Here is a 15,625-nt window from a genome sequence, read left to right on the forward strand (position 1 = left end):
ACCTCCTTGGCGAAACGACTGTGTGAGCCGATTCACAAATTCACAAGCGGGGGGACTCTCAGAGTTGCACCGATGCGAGGACGGAACAAGGGGGGTGAAGCCGCCCAAGGGGGGTGAAGCCGCCCGAGGGGCGTGAAGCCGCCCGAGGGGCGTGCGGCAGTGCGCGACGCCCCTCGGTGACGTGATCCGGCGAGGTGATCCGGGTCGGTGGCGCTGGTTCAGTAGCGCTGGTTCAGATAGCCGAGCAGCTCGTGGTGGAGCAGTCCGTTCGAGGCCGCGGCATTGCCGCCGCCCGGACCGGAGACCCCGTCCAGGCTGGTGAACCTGCCGCCCGCCTCCTGGACGATGATCGCGTTGGCGGCCATGTCCCAGAGCGAGAGCTCCGGCTCCGCGCAGATGTCCACCGATCCCTCGGCGACCATCATGTACGGCCAGAAATCCCCGTACCCGCGAGTGCGCCAGCAGGCCCGGGTCAGATCCAGGAATCCGTCGAGGCGGCCCTGCTCCTCCCAGCCGCTCAGCGACGCGTACGCGAACGAGGAGTCCGCGATCCGCTCCACCTTCGACACCTGCAGCCGGGTTGCCGAGGTCAGGCTGCGGCCGGAGAACGCCCCCGCCCCCTTGGCCGCCCACCAACGCCGGTTCAGCGCGGGGGCCGACACCACGCCGACCACCGGCTGGAAGCCGTCCTCCCCGGCCTCCATCAGCGAGATCAGCGTCGCCCAGACCGGCACACCGCGTACGTAGTTCTTGGTGCCGTCGATCGGGTCGATGACCCAGCGTCGGGGGCCGGTGCCCTCGATCCCGAATTCCTCGCCCAGGATCGCGTCGCGCGGGCGGGCCCGATGGAGGTGGCCGCGGATCAGTTCCTCGGCGGCCTTGTCGGCCTCGCTCACCGGCGTCATGTCCGGCTTGGTCTCGACCTTGAGGTCGAGAGCCTTGAACCGGTCCATCGTCGCCGCGTCGGCGGCGTCCGCCAGCACATGGGCAAGGCGCAGATCATCGTGGTAATCGGGCATGCCGTCACAGTATCGACCGCAGGTGAACAGGGCTACAGGACTTCGGAGCCGCGCGGACCATTGACAGTCCCCGGGAGCGCGTCAACGCTGGGACGTGGAGCCCTCGGCGCGGGAGGCGACGATGCCCACAGCGCGAGAAATACTGCTGGACGCCGCCCTCTCGGCGCTGGCGACCCTGCCCTGGACGTCGGTGCGCATGGTCGACGTGGCATCCGCCGCCGGGGTCTCCCGGCAGACCCTCCACAATGAGTTCGGCGGCAAGGACGGCCTGGCCCGTGCCCTGGTCCGGGACGCCGTCGACGGCTATCTGGCCGGTGTCGAGAAGGCGCTGGGATCGGTCGGTGGTACGGAGGACAAGCTGGCCGCCACCGCCGCCTGGACGGTCCGGGCCGTACGTACGAACGTGCTGGTCAGGGCGTTGCTCACGGGCTGCTGGAGTGAGTGGTTACCCCGCCTGGGACCCCCTGCGGCCTGGTGCGCGCCCCCGGTGCCCGGCCTGCGGAGCGCCGGTCCCGGGCCGCCGACCCCCGCCGAACTGCTCCGCCGGGCCCGCGAACGCGCGGTGGCCGTCCTCGGTGCGGAACGGTCACCACGCGACCTGGAGGCACTGGCCGTGACCTGCGAGATCGCGCTGCGGCTCGCCCTGAGCTACGCGCTGGTGCCCGGTCCTTCGGGGGTGGAGGGAGAGACGGCGCCGCTGGTGCGCCACGTGGTGGAGCGGGCGCCGGACGAGGTGGCGCGACGCGCGGTCAGTGGGACGAGCCCGAGAGCTGGAGCCCGATTACCCCGATGATCACCAGGGAGATCGAGACCAGCTTGAGGGTGGAGACCACGTCGTCGAGGAAGACCATGCCGTAGATCGCGGTGCCCGCCGCGCCGATACCGGTCCACACGGCGTAGGCGGGGCCCACGTCGAGTTTCTTCAGCGACAACGTCAGCAGACCGAAGCTGCCGAGGGCGAAGACGCAGAACGCGACGGTCGGCCAGAGCCGGGTGAAGCCGTGCGAGAGTTTCAGACAGACGGCGAAGCCGGTCTCCAGAAGTCCTGCGACCACGACCAGCAGCCACGCCATCGTCAGTGCCCTCCCACGTCGGTGACCGGCTTGCCACACTGAGTGTGATTATGCATTTACCGGTGACAGCAGATCGCAAACGTGCCCCGGTCAATCGCCTTCGCGCCGCTCCCGGGTGGACAGCAACCGGTGCAGCGAGTCCAGCCGGGCCGGATCGGCGTGGCCGTCAGCGACCCAGGCGGCCAGGGCGCATTCCGGTTCACGGCCGTCGTGGGTGCAGCCGCGCGGGCACTCCTCGGTGCCGGGCTCCAGGTCCGGGAACGCGTGGATCACCCGGGACGGGTCGATGTGGTTGAGCCCGAAGGAGCGCACACCGGGGGTGTCGATCACCCAGCCGCGATAGTCGGGCAACGGCAGCGCCAGCGCCGACGTGGTGGTGTGCCGGCCGCGGCCGGTGACCGCGTTGACCACTCCCGTCGTACGCCGCCGGTCCTTCGGCACCAGCGCGTTGACCAGCGTGGTCTTGCCGACGCCGGAGTGCCCGACGAAGGCGGTGACCCGGTCGTGCAGCTGCTCGCGGACCCGCTCGGCCGCGTCGCCGTTCTCCAGCTCCTCGCGGCTGGTCACGATGAACGGGACGCCCAGCGGCGTGTACGCCTCCAGCAGTTTGTCCGGGGAGGCCAGATCGGACTTGGTGAGGACCAGCAGCGGCGAGAGCCCGCCGTCGTACGCGGCGACCAGACAGCGGTCGATCATCCGCGGACGGGGTTCCGGATCGGCCAGGGCGGTGACGATCGCCAGCTGGTCGGCGTTGGCGACGACCACCCGCTCGTACGGATCGTCGTCGTCCGCGGTCCGGCGCAGCACCGAGCGGCGCTCACCGATGCGGACGATGCGGGCGAGGGTGTCCTTGTCACCGGACAGATCGCCGACGATGGAGACGGTGTCCCCCACCACGGCGGCCTTCCGGCCCAGCTCACGGGCCTTCATCGCCATGACCGTACGGCCGTCCACGAGACAGGTGAGGCGGCCCCGGTCGACGGTGAGGACCATGCCATCCTCGGCGTCCTCGTGCTTCGGGCGGGTATGAGTGCGAGGCCGGTTGCCCTTCGGGTTGGGGCGGAACCGGATGTCGTCCTCGTCGGGGTTCTTGCCGTAGCGGCGCATGTCTCAGGCCCCGAGCATTCCGGTCCACATCTGCGGGAAGTCCGGCAGGGTCTTGGCGGTTGTCGCCACGTTCTCGATCTCCACTCCGGGGACGGCAAGGCCGATGATCGACCCCGCGGTTGCCATCCGATGGTCGTCGTACGTATGGAAGGTACCGCCGTGCAGCGGCCGGGGCCGGATGTGGAGGCCGTCGGCGGTCTCGGTGACATCGCCGCCGAGCTCGTTGATCTCCTTGGTGAGCGCGGCCAGCCGGTCCGTCTCGTGCAGCCGCAGATGGGCGACACCGCTCAGGGTGGACGGGGAGTCGGCGAGCGCCGCGACGGCCGCGATGCCGGGGGTGAGCTCACCGACCTCGCCGAGGTCGACGTCGATGCCGTGGATACGGCCCGATCCGGTGAAGGTGAGGCCGCGCTCGGTCAGTTCGCAGCTGCCGCCCATCGCGGTGAAGATCTCGCGCAGCGCGTCGCCCGGCTGGGTGGTGCGCTCGGGCCAGTCGGGGATCGTGACCCGGCCGCCGGTGACCAGCGCGGCCGCGAGGAACGGCTGGGCGTTGGAGAGATCGGGCTCGATGGTCAGATCACGGCCGAGCAGGGCGGAGGGGGAGACCCGCCAGACGTTCGGCTCGCCGCCCGTCTCCGGCTCGTCGACCTGCGCGCCGACCGCCCGCAGCATGTCGACGGTCATCCGGATGTGCGGCATGGAGGGGAGCCTGGCGCCGGTGTGACGCACCTCCACCCCCTGGTTGTAGCGCGGCGCCGACAGCAGCAGCGCCGAGACGAACTGGGAGGACGAGGAGGCGTCGATCGCCACCGGTCCACCGTCCAGCGCGCCGCCGCCGTGCACCGTCATCGGCAGCGAGCCGCGCCCCTCGTCGTCGATCCGGGCGCCGAGTACCCGCAGCGCGTCGATCACGCCGGTCAGCGGGCGCTCGTACGAACGCTGGTCGCCGTCGAAGCGGACCGGGCCGTCGGCGAGGGCCGCGACCGGCGGCAGGAAGCGCATGACCGTTCCGGCATTGCCGACGTCGACCGTGGTGGGGCCGTGCAGCCCGGCCGGGATGACCCGCCAGGCCTCGCCGGTGCCGTCCGGGCCCACACCCTCCTCGATGCCGACGCCCATCGCGCGCAGCGCCTCGGCCATCAGCAGCGTGTCACGGGAGCGCAGCGGGCGGCGCAGCCAGCCGGGCTCGGCGGCGAGCGCGGCGAGGACGAGCGCGCGATTGGTGACCGACTTCGATCCGGGCACGGTGACGGTCGCGTCGACGGGTCCGGTCGCATGCGGGGCGGGCCAGAGGGCGGGGTGCACGGAGCTTTCGGTCATGGACCTCACTTTAGTGGCTCACCGCAAACCCGAATCTCGATCAAATAGGCCGAAACCGGGGCGTAATGCAAGCGTGGTAGGTGCCGCAGGCCGCTGTCGGCCCTCACATGCCGAGCAGCCAGCGCCCGCCGCCGATCAGCGAGCAGAGCGACACCGCGTGGAAGAGGAAGAGCCAGAGCGCGGCCGGTACGTCCGTCAGCCGTGACAGCTGGTCCGCGTCCGAGTCCGGCGCACCGCCGTACCGCCGCTTGGACTGGAGCTCGAAGGCCGGGCGCACGCCGCCGAGCAGCAGGAACCAGACCACGGAGTACGCGAACAGCGACTGCCAGGCCGGCGAGGCCAGCCAGGACACCACCAGGAAGGCCGAGCCGGTGAGGATCACCGTCAGTGCCCCGTACACATTGCGGATCATCACCAGCATCACCGCGAGCAGTCCGGTGGCCACCCACAGCAGCAACGTGATCCTGCCGTCGACCAGCAGCCACGCGCCGCCCAGGCCCAGCAGCGGCGGGGCGGTGTAGCCGGCGGCCGCGGTGAGGATCATGCCGATACCGGTCGGCTTGCCGCGGCTGACGGTCAGGCCGCTGGTGTCCGAGTGCAGCCGGATGCCGGACAGCTGCCGGCCGGTGAGCAGCGCGATCAGCCCGTGGCCGCCCTCGTGCGCGATGGTGATCGCGTTGCGGGTCAGCCGCCATATCGGGTTCGGCACGACGGCGATCAGCGCGAGAGTGCCGGTCACCACCACCAGCCACTGCTCGGGGGCGGGCTGGGTGCCGAACACGCGGTCCCACAGATTGCCCAGTTCGGTGCTGTCCATGGCGTGGGCGGCTCCTTGCGGTGTCGGCTTGCGGTATCGGCGTCCTGCCGGTGTGACGGTCGTGGCAGTCTGGCACTTATGTGCGGACGGTATTCAGCGAGTCGGCGGCCCGAGGACCTGACCGGACTCTTCCAGGTCGAGAAGTGGGAACCGGCAGAGGCCCTGGCGCCCGATTGGAACGTGGCGCCCACCAAGGAGGTCTACGCCGTACTGGAGCGTCCCGTGAAAGACGCAGACGATCAGCGTCCGGTTCGCCAGATGCGCGCGCTGAAATGGGGACTCGTACCGTCCTGGGCGAAGTCCCCGGAGGGCGCCGCGCGGATGATCAACGCCCGCGCGGAGACCGTCCACGAGAAGCCGTCCTTCCGTCGTCCCTTCGTCTCCCGGCGCTGCATCCTGCCCGCCGACGGCTACTACGAGTGGGTCACCGGCGCGGACGAGCGGCAGCTGGAGGAGAAGGGCAGGAAGAAGCGCCCGCGCAAGCAGCCGTACTTCGTGACACCCGCCGACGGATCGGTCTTCGCGATGGCCGGGCTGTACGAGTTCTGGCGCGACCGGACCCTGCCGGACGACCACCCGATGGCCTGGTGGGTGACCTGCACGGTGATCACGACCGAGGCGGAGACCACCCCGCTCGCCGTCGCCCCCGCGGACGGCCCGGCCGCGCTCGCCGACATCCACCCCCGGATGCCGCTGATGCTGACCCCGGACCGCTGGGATGCCTGGCTCGACCCGTCGCGCACCGATGTCGAGGAGCTGAAGGCGCTGCTCGCACCGCCGCCGGGCGGGCTGATGCGGGCCTATCCGGTGGCCACGGCCGTCAGCAACGTCCGCAACAACGGGCCCGAACTGCTGGAAGAACTGGCCGCGCCGGAAGTGGGCACCCTGTTCTGAACTCCCGGCGGGGAGGATGGGGTACGTGAGTACTACAGAGACGGGCCGCCGATCCGAGGCGGCCGAAATGGTCGACACCGATGCCGGGCCGGCCAGGATCACCTGGTTTCCCGCGACGGGCACGACGAAGGCCGGGAGCGCGACGAACACGACGAAGGCCACGACCGCCGCGCCCGCCCGCCTCGTGCTCGCCCTCGGCCACGGCGCGGGCGGTGGCATCGAGGCCCGCGACCTCCGGGCCCTGGCCGCCGCCCTGCCCGCCCACGGGGTGACCGTCGCCCTGGTGGAGCAGCCGTGGCGGGTCGCCGGGAAGCGGCTGGCGCCCGCCCCGAAGACCCTGGACACCGGGTGGCGGGGGCTGTGGCCCGCGCTCACCGCACCCGGGCTGCCCGTCGTCGCGGGCGGGCGGAGCGCCGGGGCCCGGGTGGCCTGCCGGACGGCCGCGGAGCTCGGGGCCCACGCCGTCCTCGCGCTCAGCTTCCCGCTGCACCCGCCCGGTAAGCCGGAGAAGTCCCGCAAGGACGAGCTCCTCGGCTCCGGCGTACCCACGCTCGTGGTGCAGGGCGGCCACGATCCGTTCGGGCGGCCCGCCGAATTCCCGCCGGGGGAGTACGAGATCGCCGAGGTGCCGTACGGCGACCACGGGTTCGCCGTGCCGAAGAAGGCCGGTCCCGGCCAGGACGAGGCGATGGAGATCCTGACCGCCGCCGTGACCGGATGGCTGGCCGCCCTCGTGTGACGTGAGCCCCGGGAATGTTGAGCGAGGGGCCACTGTTGTCGGTGTCATCGGTACATCAACGTCGTACGTGGAGAGGGAGTCCGTCGCATGGGTTCGACCATCTGCCCGCGCCGCTCGAACGCCGCTGACCTGGAGTGGACGGTCCTGCATGCGGCCAAGACCACTCCCGAGCGGGCCCAGGGCGGATCGGATCGACAGCCCGTCTCGAAGCAAGGTCGACTATTCTCCGATTCGAGCGGGTCCGGTTTCGGCTCCGCCACAGCGTTGGAGGAGGTGGGTCCGGTCACTGGGACCGACACAGGGACCGACGACGGCCGCGCACAGGAGACGTCCGCCGAGCGCAACGCGCGCTTCGAGCGGGACGCTCTCGGTTTCCTCGACCAGATGTACTCGGCCGCGCTGCGCATGACGCGCAACCCCGCGGACGCCGAGGACCTGGTCCAGGAGACGTATGCCAAGGCGTACGGCTCCTTCCACCAGTTCCGTGAGGGCACCAACCTCAAGGCGTGGATGTACCGCATCCTCACCAATACGTTCATCAACTCGTACCGCAAGAAGCAGCGCGAACCTCAGCGCAGCGCCGCGGAGGAGATCGAGGACTGGCAGCTGGCGCGCGCCGAGTCGCACATGTCGACAGGTCTGCGCTCCGCCGAGTCGCAGGCGCTGGACCACCTGCCCGACTCCGACGTGAAGTCCGCTCTGCAGGCGATCCCCGAAGAGTTCCGCATCGCCGTGTATCTCGCCGATGTCGAGGGCTTTGCCTACAAGGAGATCGCGGACATCATGGGGACTCCCATCGGTACGGTGATGTCCCGACTGCACCGGGGCCGCCGCCAACTGCGCGGCATGCTGGAGGACTACGCCCGCGAGCGCGGGCTCGTCCCGGCCGGTGCCGGAGAGTCGGACGATCGGAAAGGCTCGGGCTCATGAGCTGCGGAGAGCCGCACGAGACGGACTGCTCAGAGGTCCTCGATCATCTCTACGAGTTTCTCGACCACGAGATGCCCGACAGCGACTGCACCAAGTTCGAGGTGCACTTCGAGGAGTGCTCCCCGTGCCTGGAGAAGTACGGCCTGGAACAGGCCGTCAAGAAGCTGGTGAAGCGTTGCTGCGGCCAGGACGACGTGCCGAGTGATCTGCGGTCCAAGGTGATGGGCCGGATCGATCTGATCCGCTCGGGGCAGGCCGTGCCCGAGCAGGATGTGGCGGCAGCGGGAAGCGAACAGCCGACCGCCGCCAAGGAGTGACACCCGGCGGCCGGGCCGTACCGGCCGCCGCCACCGAATCACCCGAATGTGCTAATCGGGCTCATTGATGCTCGGCCGGTCGCACAACTCGCTAGCCTGGCGCCTCCATTGACCATGTTGGGGGGCGGGCCGAGCGGGTGAGAGCCACACGCGGGGCGGCGCGCGCGTACATCGCGGCGGTCGTGGTGGGTGCTCTGTTCTGTGTGCTTCCCGCGCTGCGGAGCGGCGTGGGGACCCCGTGGGGCACCGTCGCACTGCTCACCGGGCTCTATCTGGCCTGTGAACTCCCCGGGCGCTGCCCCTTCTTCGGCAGCTCCGTGCGGATCCGTGCCGGATCGTTCTTTCCGCTGCTGCTGGCCGCCGCCTTCCTGCTGCCGCCCGCCGCGGCCGCACTCGTCGCCGTGCCCGGATCGCTCGTCGGCCGGGTGGAACAACCGCCCGCCACCGCACGGCGCGTCTGGCGGGCCGCGCAGCTCGCCGTCACGGTCTGGGCGGCCTCGGCCGTCCACGCGATGCTCGGCGGCACCGCCACGCTCGGCGGCACCGGTACCGGTCCCGACCGGCTCCCCGACCTGCCCTACGCGATCCTGCCCGCCTGCGCCGCCGCCCTGGCCTTCAGCCTCGTCCTGACCGCACTGGACGGCTCCATCCTGGCCGTGGCCGAACGGCTGCCCCTGCGGCGGGCCTGGAGCGGGCTGCTGCCCCGCTCGCTGGGGCCGCACCTGGTGCACGGACTCGCCGGGCTGATGATGGCGGTCCTGTGGCGCGGCCCGTACGGGCCGCTCTCCGCGCTCATCGTCCTGCTGCCGATGTACATCTCCTGCTGGGTCTTCGCCCAGTACCACCGCGAGCACGCCGCCCACCGCGCCACCATCAGGGCGCTGGTGCAGGCCGTCGACATCAAGGACACGTACACCCGCGGCCACAGCGAACGGGTCGGGCGGGCCTCGGTCCTCATCGCCCGCGAACTGGGCATGGACCAGGACCGCCTGGAGGTCGTCCGGTTCGCCGGCATCCTGCACGACGTCGGCAAGCTCGGGGTCCCCACCCGGGTGCTCCGCAAGGACGGGCCGCTCACGCCGGAGGAACGCCAGGTGATCGAACTGCATCCGGAGTACGGGCACGAGATCGTCCGCGGCATCGGCTTCCTCGGCGAGGCACGGGCCGCGATCCTGCACCACCACGAACGGCTCGACGGCAGCGGCTATCCGTACGGGCTCAGCGGGCGCGAGATCCCGGAGTTCGCACGGGTCGTCGCGGTGGCGGACGCCTTCGACGCGATGACCTCGACCCGGTCCTACCGGCGGGGGAGGCCGGTGCCGGCCGCGCTGGAGGAGCTGAAGCGGTGCGCGGGCACGCAGTTCGACCCGCAGATGGTCCGGGCGCTGGTGCGCGGTCTCGATCGGCACGGCTGGTCGGCGGTGACGAGGGCCGTGACGGCGGACGAGCCGGGGGTCCCGGGGCCCCGGGGCGAGAGCGCGAAGGCCGCCCCGGGCCGCCCTCGGCCGTCCGGCGGGCTCGACCACGTACCGCCGCCGCAGCCCCCGGCGGACGGGCTCGGCGCCGCGTCCGGTCCGCACTCGCCCGCGGACCGCCGCGGATGACCCGGGCCAGGACACAGCTGCCCCCCGCCGTCCTCACCGTCCGCGCCGCCGCGGCCCTGCTCGCCGTCGCCGGGCTCGGCCACACCCTCTGGCACGGCATCCACGACCCCGGCCACGCCCTCGCCTTCGGAGTGCTCATCACCGTCGGCGAACTGGCCCGCTGGGGCGCGCTGCCCGGCGAACGCGAGCCCGCACCGCTCGGAGCCGCCGGAGCACTCGCGTACGCCCTCCTCGGCCGCAGCGGCGGCGAACCGACCGAGCACGGTGTTTTCCAGGTGATCGCCGTACTCGTCGCGGCACAGCTCGTCGCCTGTGTGCCCCATGTGGCGCGCGGCACGGGACCCGCACCGGACCGGGTGGCCCGCCGCATCCTGACCGTCACCTTCGCGGCCGTGTGCTTCCAGCCGCTCTACAACAGCGGCCGCAGCGCGAACTGGTCCGGCGAAGGCCCGTACTGCGTGCTCGTCCTGCTCCTGATCCTCGTCCTGACCGCCCTGTGCGACGCCGTGCTCGCGGCGCTGCTGCTGCGCTCGCACACCCGCCACCCCTACCCGCCGCTCCTGAGGGACGAGCTGCGCGGGCTCAGCGGCATCGGGTCGGCGGTCTGCGCGACCGGGGTCGTGATGGCCCTCGGGGTGGCCGTCGCCGGGCTGTGGGCGCTGCCGGTGCTGTGCGTACCGCTGCTGCTGACCCACGTCTCCTTCCGCCGGTTCGTCGCCGTGCGCACCACCTACCGGCAGACCATCGCCTCGCTCGCCAGGTCCACCGAGATCGCCGGATACACCCCGCACGGGCATGCCCGCAGGGTCGCGGTGCTCTGCCGGGCCGTCGGACGTGAGCTGGGGCTCTCCGGGAGCCGGCTGACCGTGCTGGAGCACGCCGCCCTGATGCACGACATCGGCCAGCTCTCGCTCGTCGACCCGGTCCCGGACGGGGCGACGGCCACCCTGCCCGCCGCCGAGCAGCGCCGCATCGCGCTGCTCGGCGGGGCCGTGGTCCGGCAGACCGGGGTGGACACCGAGGTCGCCGTCGTCGTGGAACGGCAGGCCGACCCCTACCGCGAGCAGCCGTTGTCCGCCAGGATCGTCAGGGCCGTCAACGCATACGACGACCTGTGCGGGGAAAGTCTCATCGGGCCGCTGGGCGCGCTGGAACAACTCAGGCTCGGGACCGCTCACGACTATCAGCCCGAAGTCGTGGAATCACTGGCCAGGGTTCTCGCCCGGGGCGGTCTGACCCCGGTCCTGCCCGGGTAACCCATGGGTAATGAGCGGGCGTCCGGCCCGGCATGGTTGGATGCGAAGAAGAGCGGAAAACGAGGGTGTCCAGTCGGGACAGGCGGGAATCGTGAGGATCTTCGGGAAGGTACGGCATCGGCCCTCCGCCTCTTGGCGGCAGGCCACGGACCGCGCGTTCACGCTGATCGGCGACGGCCGGTACGAGGACGCGGGTGCACTGCTGACACGTGCGGCGGACCTGGAACCCTGGCTCTCCGAGTCATGGTTCAACCTGGCGCTGCTGCACAAGTTCCGGCATGACTGGGAACAGGCGAGAGCCGCCGGCCTGCGGGCCGTCGCGCTGCTCGACAAGGAATCCGGCGCTCCCGACTGGTGGAACGTCGGGATCGCCGCCACCGCGCTGCAGGACTGGCCGCTGGCCCGCCGGGCCTGGCAGGCGTACGGCCTGAAGGTGCCGGGCGCCGGCCAGCACACCTCGGCGGCCAACAGCGAGCCGGTCGGTATGGAGCTGGGCAGCGCCGCGGTACGGCTGTCGCCGGAGGGCGAGGCCGAGGTCGTCTGGGGCCGCAGGCTCGATCCGGCCCGGATGGAGGTGCTCTCCATTCCGCTGCCGTCGTCCGGCCGCCGCTGGGGCGAGGTCGTCCTGCACGACGGGGTGCCGCACGGCGAGCGGGTCACCGCGGCCGGCCCCTCGTACCCCGTCTTCGACGAGATCGAGCTGTGGGCGCCGTCCCCCGTGCCCACCTGGGTGGTGCTGCTCGAAGCGGCCACCGAGGCGGACCGGGACGCGCTGGAGCAGCTGGCGTCCGACGCCGGGTTCGCCGCCGAGGACTGGTCGTCCTCCGTACGGCTGCTCTGCCGGGCCTGCTCGGAGAGCCGGATGGAGAGCGACGAGGGCGACGGCGAGCACCTCGACCCGCACGACCACAGCGAGCCGGGGCATCCGGGCCCGCTGGGCCACCGCACCGCCGGTGAGCTGTGGGTGCCCGAGCGGGAGTGCGGGATAGCGGCACCGGCCGGGCTGGTGCGCGGGCTGCTGGACGGCTGGGTGGCGGACAGCCCGGACAGCCGCGAGTGGCGGGATCTCGAAGAAGTCTGCTGACCGGTGCCCGTAGGCTGTACGGGCACCGGTCGCGGTGCACGGGCGCCCGGGCCCCGGAACTGTCGGATGACCGGGTTTCAGGTTTTCAGGAAGGCGTACGGCGGACATGGCGCAGCAGGAGACGGACGAGCAGATCAGCGTCGACGACGAGGGTTTCGTCGTGGACACCGAGGACTGTGAGGCGCGCGAGGCGGCATACCGCGAGCGCGGCACCTCCCGTCCGATCACGGTCGTGGGCAACCCGGTGCTCCACAAGGAGTGCAAGGACGTCACCGAGTTCGGCGACGAGCTGGGCCGGCTGATCGACGACATGTTCGCGAGCCAGCGGACGGCGGAGGGCGTCGGCCTGGCCGCCAACCAGATCGGTGTCGACCTCAAGGTCTTCGTCTACGACTGCCCGGACGACGAGGGCGTGCGGCACGTGGGCGCGGTCTGCAACCCGGTGCTCGACGAGCTGGCGCCCGAGGACCGGGTCCTGGACGACTCCAACGAGGGCTGCCTCTCCGTCCCGACGGCGTACGCCTCGCTGGCCCGCCCGGACTACGCGGTGGTCCGCGGACAGGACGCCAAGGGCAACCCGGTCAAGATCCGGGGCAACGGCTACTTCGCCCGCTGCCTCCAGCACGAGACGGACCACCTGTACGGCTACCTGTACATCGACCGGCTCTCGAAGCGGGACCGCAAGGACGCTCTGCGGCAGATGGCGGAGAACACGCCGCGCTACGAGATCGTGCCGAACGACTGAGCACGCCGCCGCTGTCGCCGATGGGCCCGGTCCTCCCGCGGGGAGGACCGGGCCCATCGGTTTTCACTCCCGAATGGCCGTCAACTGCCATTAATCCGCGGGCAGTTGACGCGCGTCGACTCGTCCGACAGGCTCTCTCCCCATACCTCCGTCACGGTAGGGAGCCCCCCTCATGCTCAGACGCACCGCACGACTCCTGCTCGGGCTTGTCATGACCATGGCCTTCGCCTTGGGCGGTGCCGTGGTGACCGCCGGCACCGCCCAGGCCGACGGCTGCTACACCTGGACCCGCACGATGGCCCCCGGCGCCACCGGCAACGACGTCGTCCAGCTCCAGATCCGGGTGGCCGGCTACCCCGGCTACAACTCCGTACTCGCCATCGACGGCTCCTACGGACCGGCCACCACCGCCGCCGTCAAGCGCTTCCAGGCCGCCTATGGCCTCGCCGCCGACGGAATCGCGGGCCCGGCCACCCAGGCCAAGATCTACGAGCTCCAGGACAACGACTGCACCCCGGCCCACTTCACGTACGCCGAGCTCAACCAGTGCAACTCGACCTGGGCGGGTGGTGCCGTCGCGGCCGGCACGGCCAAGGCCAACGCCCTGAGCACCATGTGGAAGCTGGAGGCGCTGCGGCACGCACTCGGTGACCAGTCCATCCGGATCACCAGCGGGTTCCGTTCCCAGCCCTGCAACAGCGCGGTCGGCGGCGCGTCCAACAGCCGCCACATGTACGGCGACGCGGCCGACCTGGGTGCCGGACCGCACTCCCTGTGCACCTTCGCCAAGCAGGCCCGTTACCACGGCTTCAACGGGATCCTCGGCCCGGGCTACCCGGGTCACGGTGACCACGTCCACGTCAACCAGGGCCCCAGCCACTACTGGTCGGCGCCGAACTGCGGCGTCTGACACACGGGGGCCCCGTACGCCGGTTCTGTCCGGAACCGGCGTACGGGGCCCTTCCTCGTGGCGCGTCAGGCGGCCGTCGCCGTCAGCCGCCCGGGTCCTGGCGCAGCACGACATCGCCGGCCCGGGCCGCCGCGTGACCCCATGAAACCGAGGCCCTTCCGGTGGCCGGCTCGCCGGCGAAACGGCGCGCGTCGGCGGTCGTACGGCTGTCGCGCACCCCGTCCAGCACGATCCGCGCCCGGTCGGCCAGCGTGAACTCGCCCTCCCCGGGCTGCCACTGCCGCAGCGAGGGCAGCACTTCGGGCGGGGGCGCGGCGGAGGCGGTGTCCTCGGCCCAGGCGCTCTGCCAGGGCAGCAGCGCGGCGGTGAGCGAGGCCACCACGGCCCCGATGGTCCTTCGTCCTGTCATCCGCATGTCCATGCCGATGACCCTCTCGGGTCGGTCGGGCCGCGGTCCATGGACAGGTGTGGCGAGCGGTTGGTCGATTGATCCGACGTCAGATCTGTTGCGGATGTGGATGAGGGTGTGGATCAGGCTACTTCGATCACTGCGCCAGGGCCGCGGAAGGTGCGGCGGTACGCGTTCGGCGTGGTGCCCAAGGAGCGTACGAACTGGTGGCGCAGTGCGGCGGCGGTCCCGAAGCCGGTGCGCCCGGCGATCGTGTCCACCGTTTCATCGGATGTCTCCAACAGGTGTTGCGCCAGCAGCACCCGCTGGCGCAACAGCCAGCGGTACGGGGTGGTGCCCGTCTCCTGCTGGAAGCGGCGGGCGAAGGTCCGCGGTGACATGTGCGCCTGGGCGGCGAGCTGCTCGACGGTCATCTCCTGGTCGAGGTGGCGCTCCATCCAGACGAGCGTCTCGCCGACGGTGTCGCAGGGGGTGCGGGGCAGCGGCCGCTCGATGTACTGGGCCTGGCCGCCGTCCCGGTGCGGCGGCACCACCATGCGGCGGGCGATCGCGTTGGCGGCATCGGGGCCGTACGCCTGCCGGACCAGGTGCAGACAGGCGTCGATCCCGGCCGCCGTGCCCGCCGAGGTGATGACCTGGCCCTCGTCCACGTACAGCACATCGGGCTCGACGACGGCCCGCGGGAAGCGGCGGGCCAGCTCCGGGGCGTGGCGCCAGTGGGTGGTACAGCGGCGCCCGTCCAGCAGTCCGGCCGCGCCGAGCACGTACGCGCCGGAGCAGACGCTCATCACCCGGGCGCCCCGGTCCACGGCCCGGCGCAGCGCGTCGAGGACCTCCTCGGGGTACTCCCGGTCCATGAAGTGGCTGCCGGCCGGCACGGCGATGAGGTCGGCCTCGTCCAGGCGGTCGAGGCCGTGCGGCGTACTGATGGTGAAGCCGGCATGGGTCCGCAGCACCGGGCCCTCGGCGGAGACCACGGCGAAGTCGTGGACCGGCAGGCCCTGGTCGCTGCGGTCGAGGCCGAAGACCTCGCACAGCACGCCCAGTTCGAAGGGGTGGACCTCGTCGAGCAGCAGAGCGGCGACATTTTTCAGCATGGAACCAGTGTGGCAGTAATTCGATGTTCCATGACAGTCCTGCCACTGCCGCAATCCGTCCGCGCGGACGAGAGTAGAGCCATGAACACATTCCAGAACGTCCTGGGCATAGCCGCACTTATCGCTCTCGTCCTGCTGCCCGCCCTCGTCGGACTCGCCCGCGAGCGCCGCATCGACCGCGAGCTCCGCGCCGCGGAACGGGCCCGGAGCGACGGACCCCCGGAAACGGCGAGCGCCGCGCAGCCCGTCACGGCTGCGCGGCGCCCCTGCCTCAGAAGCTGGGCCAGGATCTAGCGCCCCTCGG

18 protein-coding genes are annotated in these 15,625 nt (G+C 71.4%); 11 read left to right on the forward strand and 7 right to left on the reverse strand.

Annotated features, from left to right (window positions below; genetic code table 11):
* Positions 1-218: 218 nt before the first annotated feature.
* Entirely contained in the window at positions 219-1,019 is an 801-nt protein-coding gene (gene hisN / locus OG978_RS27210) for a histidinol-phosphatase (RefSeq protein WP_326767728.1), read from the reverse strand.
* Positions 1,020-1,140: 121 nt separating this feature from the next.
* Between hisN and OG978_RS27215 the strand changes: the two genes are divergently transcribed.
* Positions 1,141-1,812, forward strand: coding sequence for a TetR/AcrR family transcriptional regulator (locus tag OG978_RS27215; protein ID WP_326767729.1), 672 nt, complete (start codon positions 1,141-1,143; stop codon positions 1,810-1,812).
* Here the strand turns inward: OG978_RS27215 and OG978_RS27220 are convergent.
* The 4 genes from OG978_RS27220 to OG978_RS27235 form a co-directional block, all read right to left on the reverse strand.
* On the reverse strand, positions 1,769-2,092 hold the full coding sequence (locus OG978_RS27220; protein WP_326767730.1) for a DMT family transporter: 324 nt from the start codon (positions 2,090-2,092) through the stop codon (positions 1,769-1,771). The genes OG978_RS27215 and OG978_RS27220 overlap by 44 nt on opposite strands.
* 90 nt (positions 2,093-2,182) lie before the next feature.
* Positions 2,183-3,199, reverse strand: coding sequence for a ribosome small subunit-dependent GTPase A (gene rsgA / locus OG978_RS27225; RefSeq protein WP_326767731.1), 1,017 nt, complete (start codon positions 3,197-3,199; stop codon positions 2,183-2,185).
* A 3-nt stretch (positions 3,200-3,202) separates the two neighbouring features.
* Positions 3,203-4,519 carry a 3-phosphoshikimate 1-carboxyvinyltransferase gene (aroA, locus tag OG978_RS27230; RefSeq protein ID WP_326767732.1) on the reverse strand — a complete coding sequence of 439 codons (1,317 nt, stop codon included), beginning with the start codon at positions 4,517-4,519 and terminating at the stop codon, positions 3,203-3,205.
* 103 nt (positions 4,520-4,622) lie between these two features.
* On the reverse strand, positions 4,623-5,336 hold the full coding sequence (locus OG978_RS27235; protein WP_326767733.1) for a M50 family metallopeptidase: 714 nt from the start codon (positions 5,334-5,336) through the stop codon (positions 4,623-4,625).
* A gap of 78 nt (positions 5,337-5,414) precedes the next feature.
* Here OG978_RS27235 and OG978_RS27240 point away from each other — a divergent pair, with 78 nt between their 5' ends.
* The 9 genes from OG978_RS27240 (at position 5,415) to OG978_RS27280 (ending at position 13,815) form a co-directional block, all read left to right on the forward strand.
* The gene (locus tag OG978_RS27240; protein ID WP_326767734.1) at positions 5,415-6,230 is read left to right on the forward strand and encodes an SOS response-associated peptidase; all 816 of its coding nucleotides are present in this window, start codon (positions 5,415-5,417) and stop codon (positions 6,228-6,230) included.
* Between the two features lie 67 nt (positions 6,231-6,297).
* A complete protein-coding gene (locus tag OG978_RS27245; RefSeq protein ID WP_442817851.1) occupies positions 6,298-6,969 on the forward strand; it encodes an alpha/beta hydrolase family protein in 672 nt (223 codons plus the stop codon).
* A 273-nt stretch (positions 6,970-7,242) separates the two neighbouring features.
* A complete protein-coding gene (locus OG978_RS27250) occupies positions 7,243-7,899 on the forward strand; it encodes a sigma-70 family RNA polymerase sigma factor (protein WP_266729806.1) in 657 nt (218 codons plus the stop codon).
* Positions 7,896-8,216, forward strand: coding sequence for a mycothiol system anti-sigma-R factor (gene rsrA / locus OG978_RS27255; RefSeq protein WP_326767736.1), 321 nt, complete (start codon positions 7,896-7,898; stop codon positions 8,214-8,216). The genes OG978_RS27250 and rsrA overlap by 4 nt, the downstream gene beginning before the upstream one ends.
* A gap of 137 nt (positions 8,217-8,353) precedes the next feature.
* Positions 8,354-9,820 (forward strand): HD-GYP domain-containing protein, encoded by a 1,467-nt coding sequence (locus OG978_RS27260; RefSeq protein ID WP_326767737.1) that lies wholly within the window; start codon positions 8,354-8,356, stop codon positions 9,818-9,820.
* Positions 9,817-11,076, forward strand: a complete 1,260-nt coding sequence (locus OG978_RS27265) for an HD-GYP domain-containing protein (protein WP_326767738.1) — start codon at positions 9,817-9,819, stop codon at positions 11,074-11,076. Before OG978_RS27260 ends, OG978_RS27265 begins: the two co-directional genes overlap by 4 nt.
* Positions 11,077-11,167: 91 nt before the next feature.
* Positions 11,168-12,160, forward strand: a complete 993-nt coding sequence (locus OG978_RS27270; protein WP_072483827.1) for a tetratricopeptide repeat protein — start codon at positions 11,168-11,170, stop codon at positions 12,158-12,160.
* 106 nt (positions 12,161-12,266) lie between these two features.
* Positions 12,267-12,905 (forward strand): peptide deformylase, encoded by a 639-nt coding sequence (gene def, locus OG978_RS27275; RefSeq protein ID WP_326767739.1) that lies wholly within the window; start codon positions 12,267-12,269, stop codon positions 12,903-12,905.
* Between the two features lie 172 nt (positions 12,906-13,077).
* On the forward strand, positions 13,078-13,815 hold the full coding sequence (locus tag OG978_RS27280; RefSeq protein ID WP_326767740.1) for a D-Ala-D-Ala carboxypeptidase family metallohydrolase: 738 nt from the start codon (positions 13,078-13,080) through the stop codon (positions 13,813-13,815).
* Between the two features lie 82 nt (positions 13,816-13,897).
* On the opposite strand, the gene OG978_RS27285 is transcribed toward OG978_RS27280, so the two are convergent.
* Both OG978_RS27285 and OG978_RS27290 read right to left on the reverse strand, forming a co-directional pair.
* Positions 13,898-14,224, reverse strand: coding sequence for a hypothetical protein (locus tag OG978_RS27285; protein ID WP_326767741.1), 327 nt, complete (start codon positions 14,222-14,224; stop codon positions 13,898-13,900).
* A gap of 122 nt (positions 14,225-14,346) precedes the next feature.
* Positions 14,347-15,321: a GlxA family transcriptional regulator gene (locus OG978_RS27290; RefSeq protein WP_326767742.1), complete on the reverse strand. Its 975-nt coding sequence runs from the start codon at positions 15,319-15,321 to the stop codon at positions 14,347-14,349.
* Positions 15,322-15,402: 81 nt separating this feature from the next.
* Here OG978_RS27290 and OG978_RS27295 point away from each other — a divergent pair, with 81 nt between their 5' ends.
* The gene (locus OG978_RS27295) at positions 15,403-15,615 is read left to right on the forward strand and encodes a hypothetical protein (RefSeq protein WP_326767743.1); all 213 of its coding nucleotides are present in this window, start codon (positions 15,403-15,405) and stop codon (positions 15,613-15,615) included.
* Positions 15,616-15,625: the final 10 nt, after the last annotated feature.

The sequence above is a fragment of the Streptomyces sp. NBC_01591 genome (assembly GCF_035918155.1).
GTDB lineage: Bacteria > Actinomycetota > Actinomycetes > Streptomycetales > Streptomycetaceae > Streptomyces.

Bases quoted from the DNA above. Each gene is read 5' to 3' on its own strand.
- rsrA (WP_326767736.1), top strand. From the start codon at position 7,896: ATGAGCTGCGGAGAGCCGCACGAGACGGACTGCTCAGAGGTCCTCGAT.
- OG978_RS27235 (WP_326767733.1), bottom strand. From the start codon at position 5,336: ATGGACAGCACCGAACTGGGCAATCTGTGGGACCGCGTGTTCGGCACC.
- OG978_RS27290 (WP_326767742.1), bottom strand. From the start codon at position 15,321: ATGCTGAAAAATGTCGCCGCTCTGCTGCTCGACGAGGTCCACCCCTTC.
- def (WP_326767739.1), top strand. From the start codon at position 12,267: ATGGCGCAGCAGGAGACGGACGAGCAGATCAGCGTCGACGACGAGGGT.
- OG978_RS27280 (WP_326767740.1), top strand. From the start codon at position 13,078: ATGCTCAGACGCACCGCACGACTCCTGCTCGGGCTTGTCATGACCATG.
- OG978_RS27245 (WP_442817851.1), top strand. From the start codon at position 6,298: ATGGTCGACACCGATGCCGGGCCGGCCAGGATCACCTGGTTTCCCGCG.
- OG978_RS27240 (WP_326767734.1), top strand. From the start codon at position 5,415: ATGTGCGGACGGTATTCAGCGAGTCGGCGGCCCGAGGACCTGACCGGA.
- OG978_RS27265 (WP_326767738.1), top strand. From the start codon at position 9,817: ATGACCCGGGCCAGGACACAGCTGCCCCCCGCCGTCCTCACCGTCCGC.
- hisN (WP_326767728.1), bottom strand. From the start codon at position 1,019: ATGCCCGATTACCACGATGATCTGCGCCTTGCCCATGTGCTGGCGGAC.
- OG978_RS27215 (WP_326767729.1), top strand. From the start codon at position 1,141: ATGCCCACAGCGCGAGAAATACTGCTGGACGCCGCCCTCTCGGCGCTG.
- OG978_RS27285 (WP_326767741.1), bottom strand. From the start codon at position 14,224: ATGACAGGACGAAGGACCATCGGGGCCGTGGTGGCCTCGCTCACCGCC.
- rsgA (WP_326767731.1), bottom strand. From the start codon at position 3,199: ATGCGCCGCTACGGCAAGAACCCCGACGAGGACGACATCCGGTTCCGC.
- OG978_RS27220 (WP_326767730.1), bottom strand. From the start codon at position 2,092: ATGGCGTGGCTGCTGGTCGTGGTCGCAGGACTTCTGGAGACCGGCTTC.
- aroA (WP_326767732.1), bottom strand. From the start codon at position 4,519: ATGACCGAAAGCTCCGTGCACCCCGCCCTCTGGCCCGCCCCGCATGCG.
- OG978_RS27295 (WP_326767743.1), top strand. From the start codon at position 15,403: ATGAACACATTCCAGAACGTCCTGGGCATAGCCGCACTTATCGCTCTC.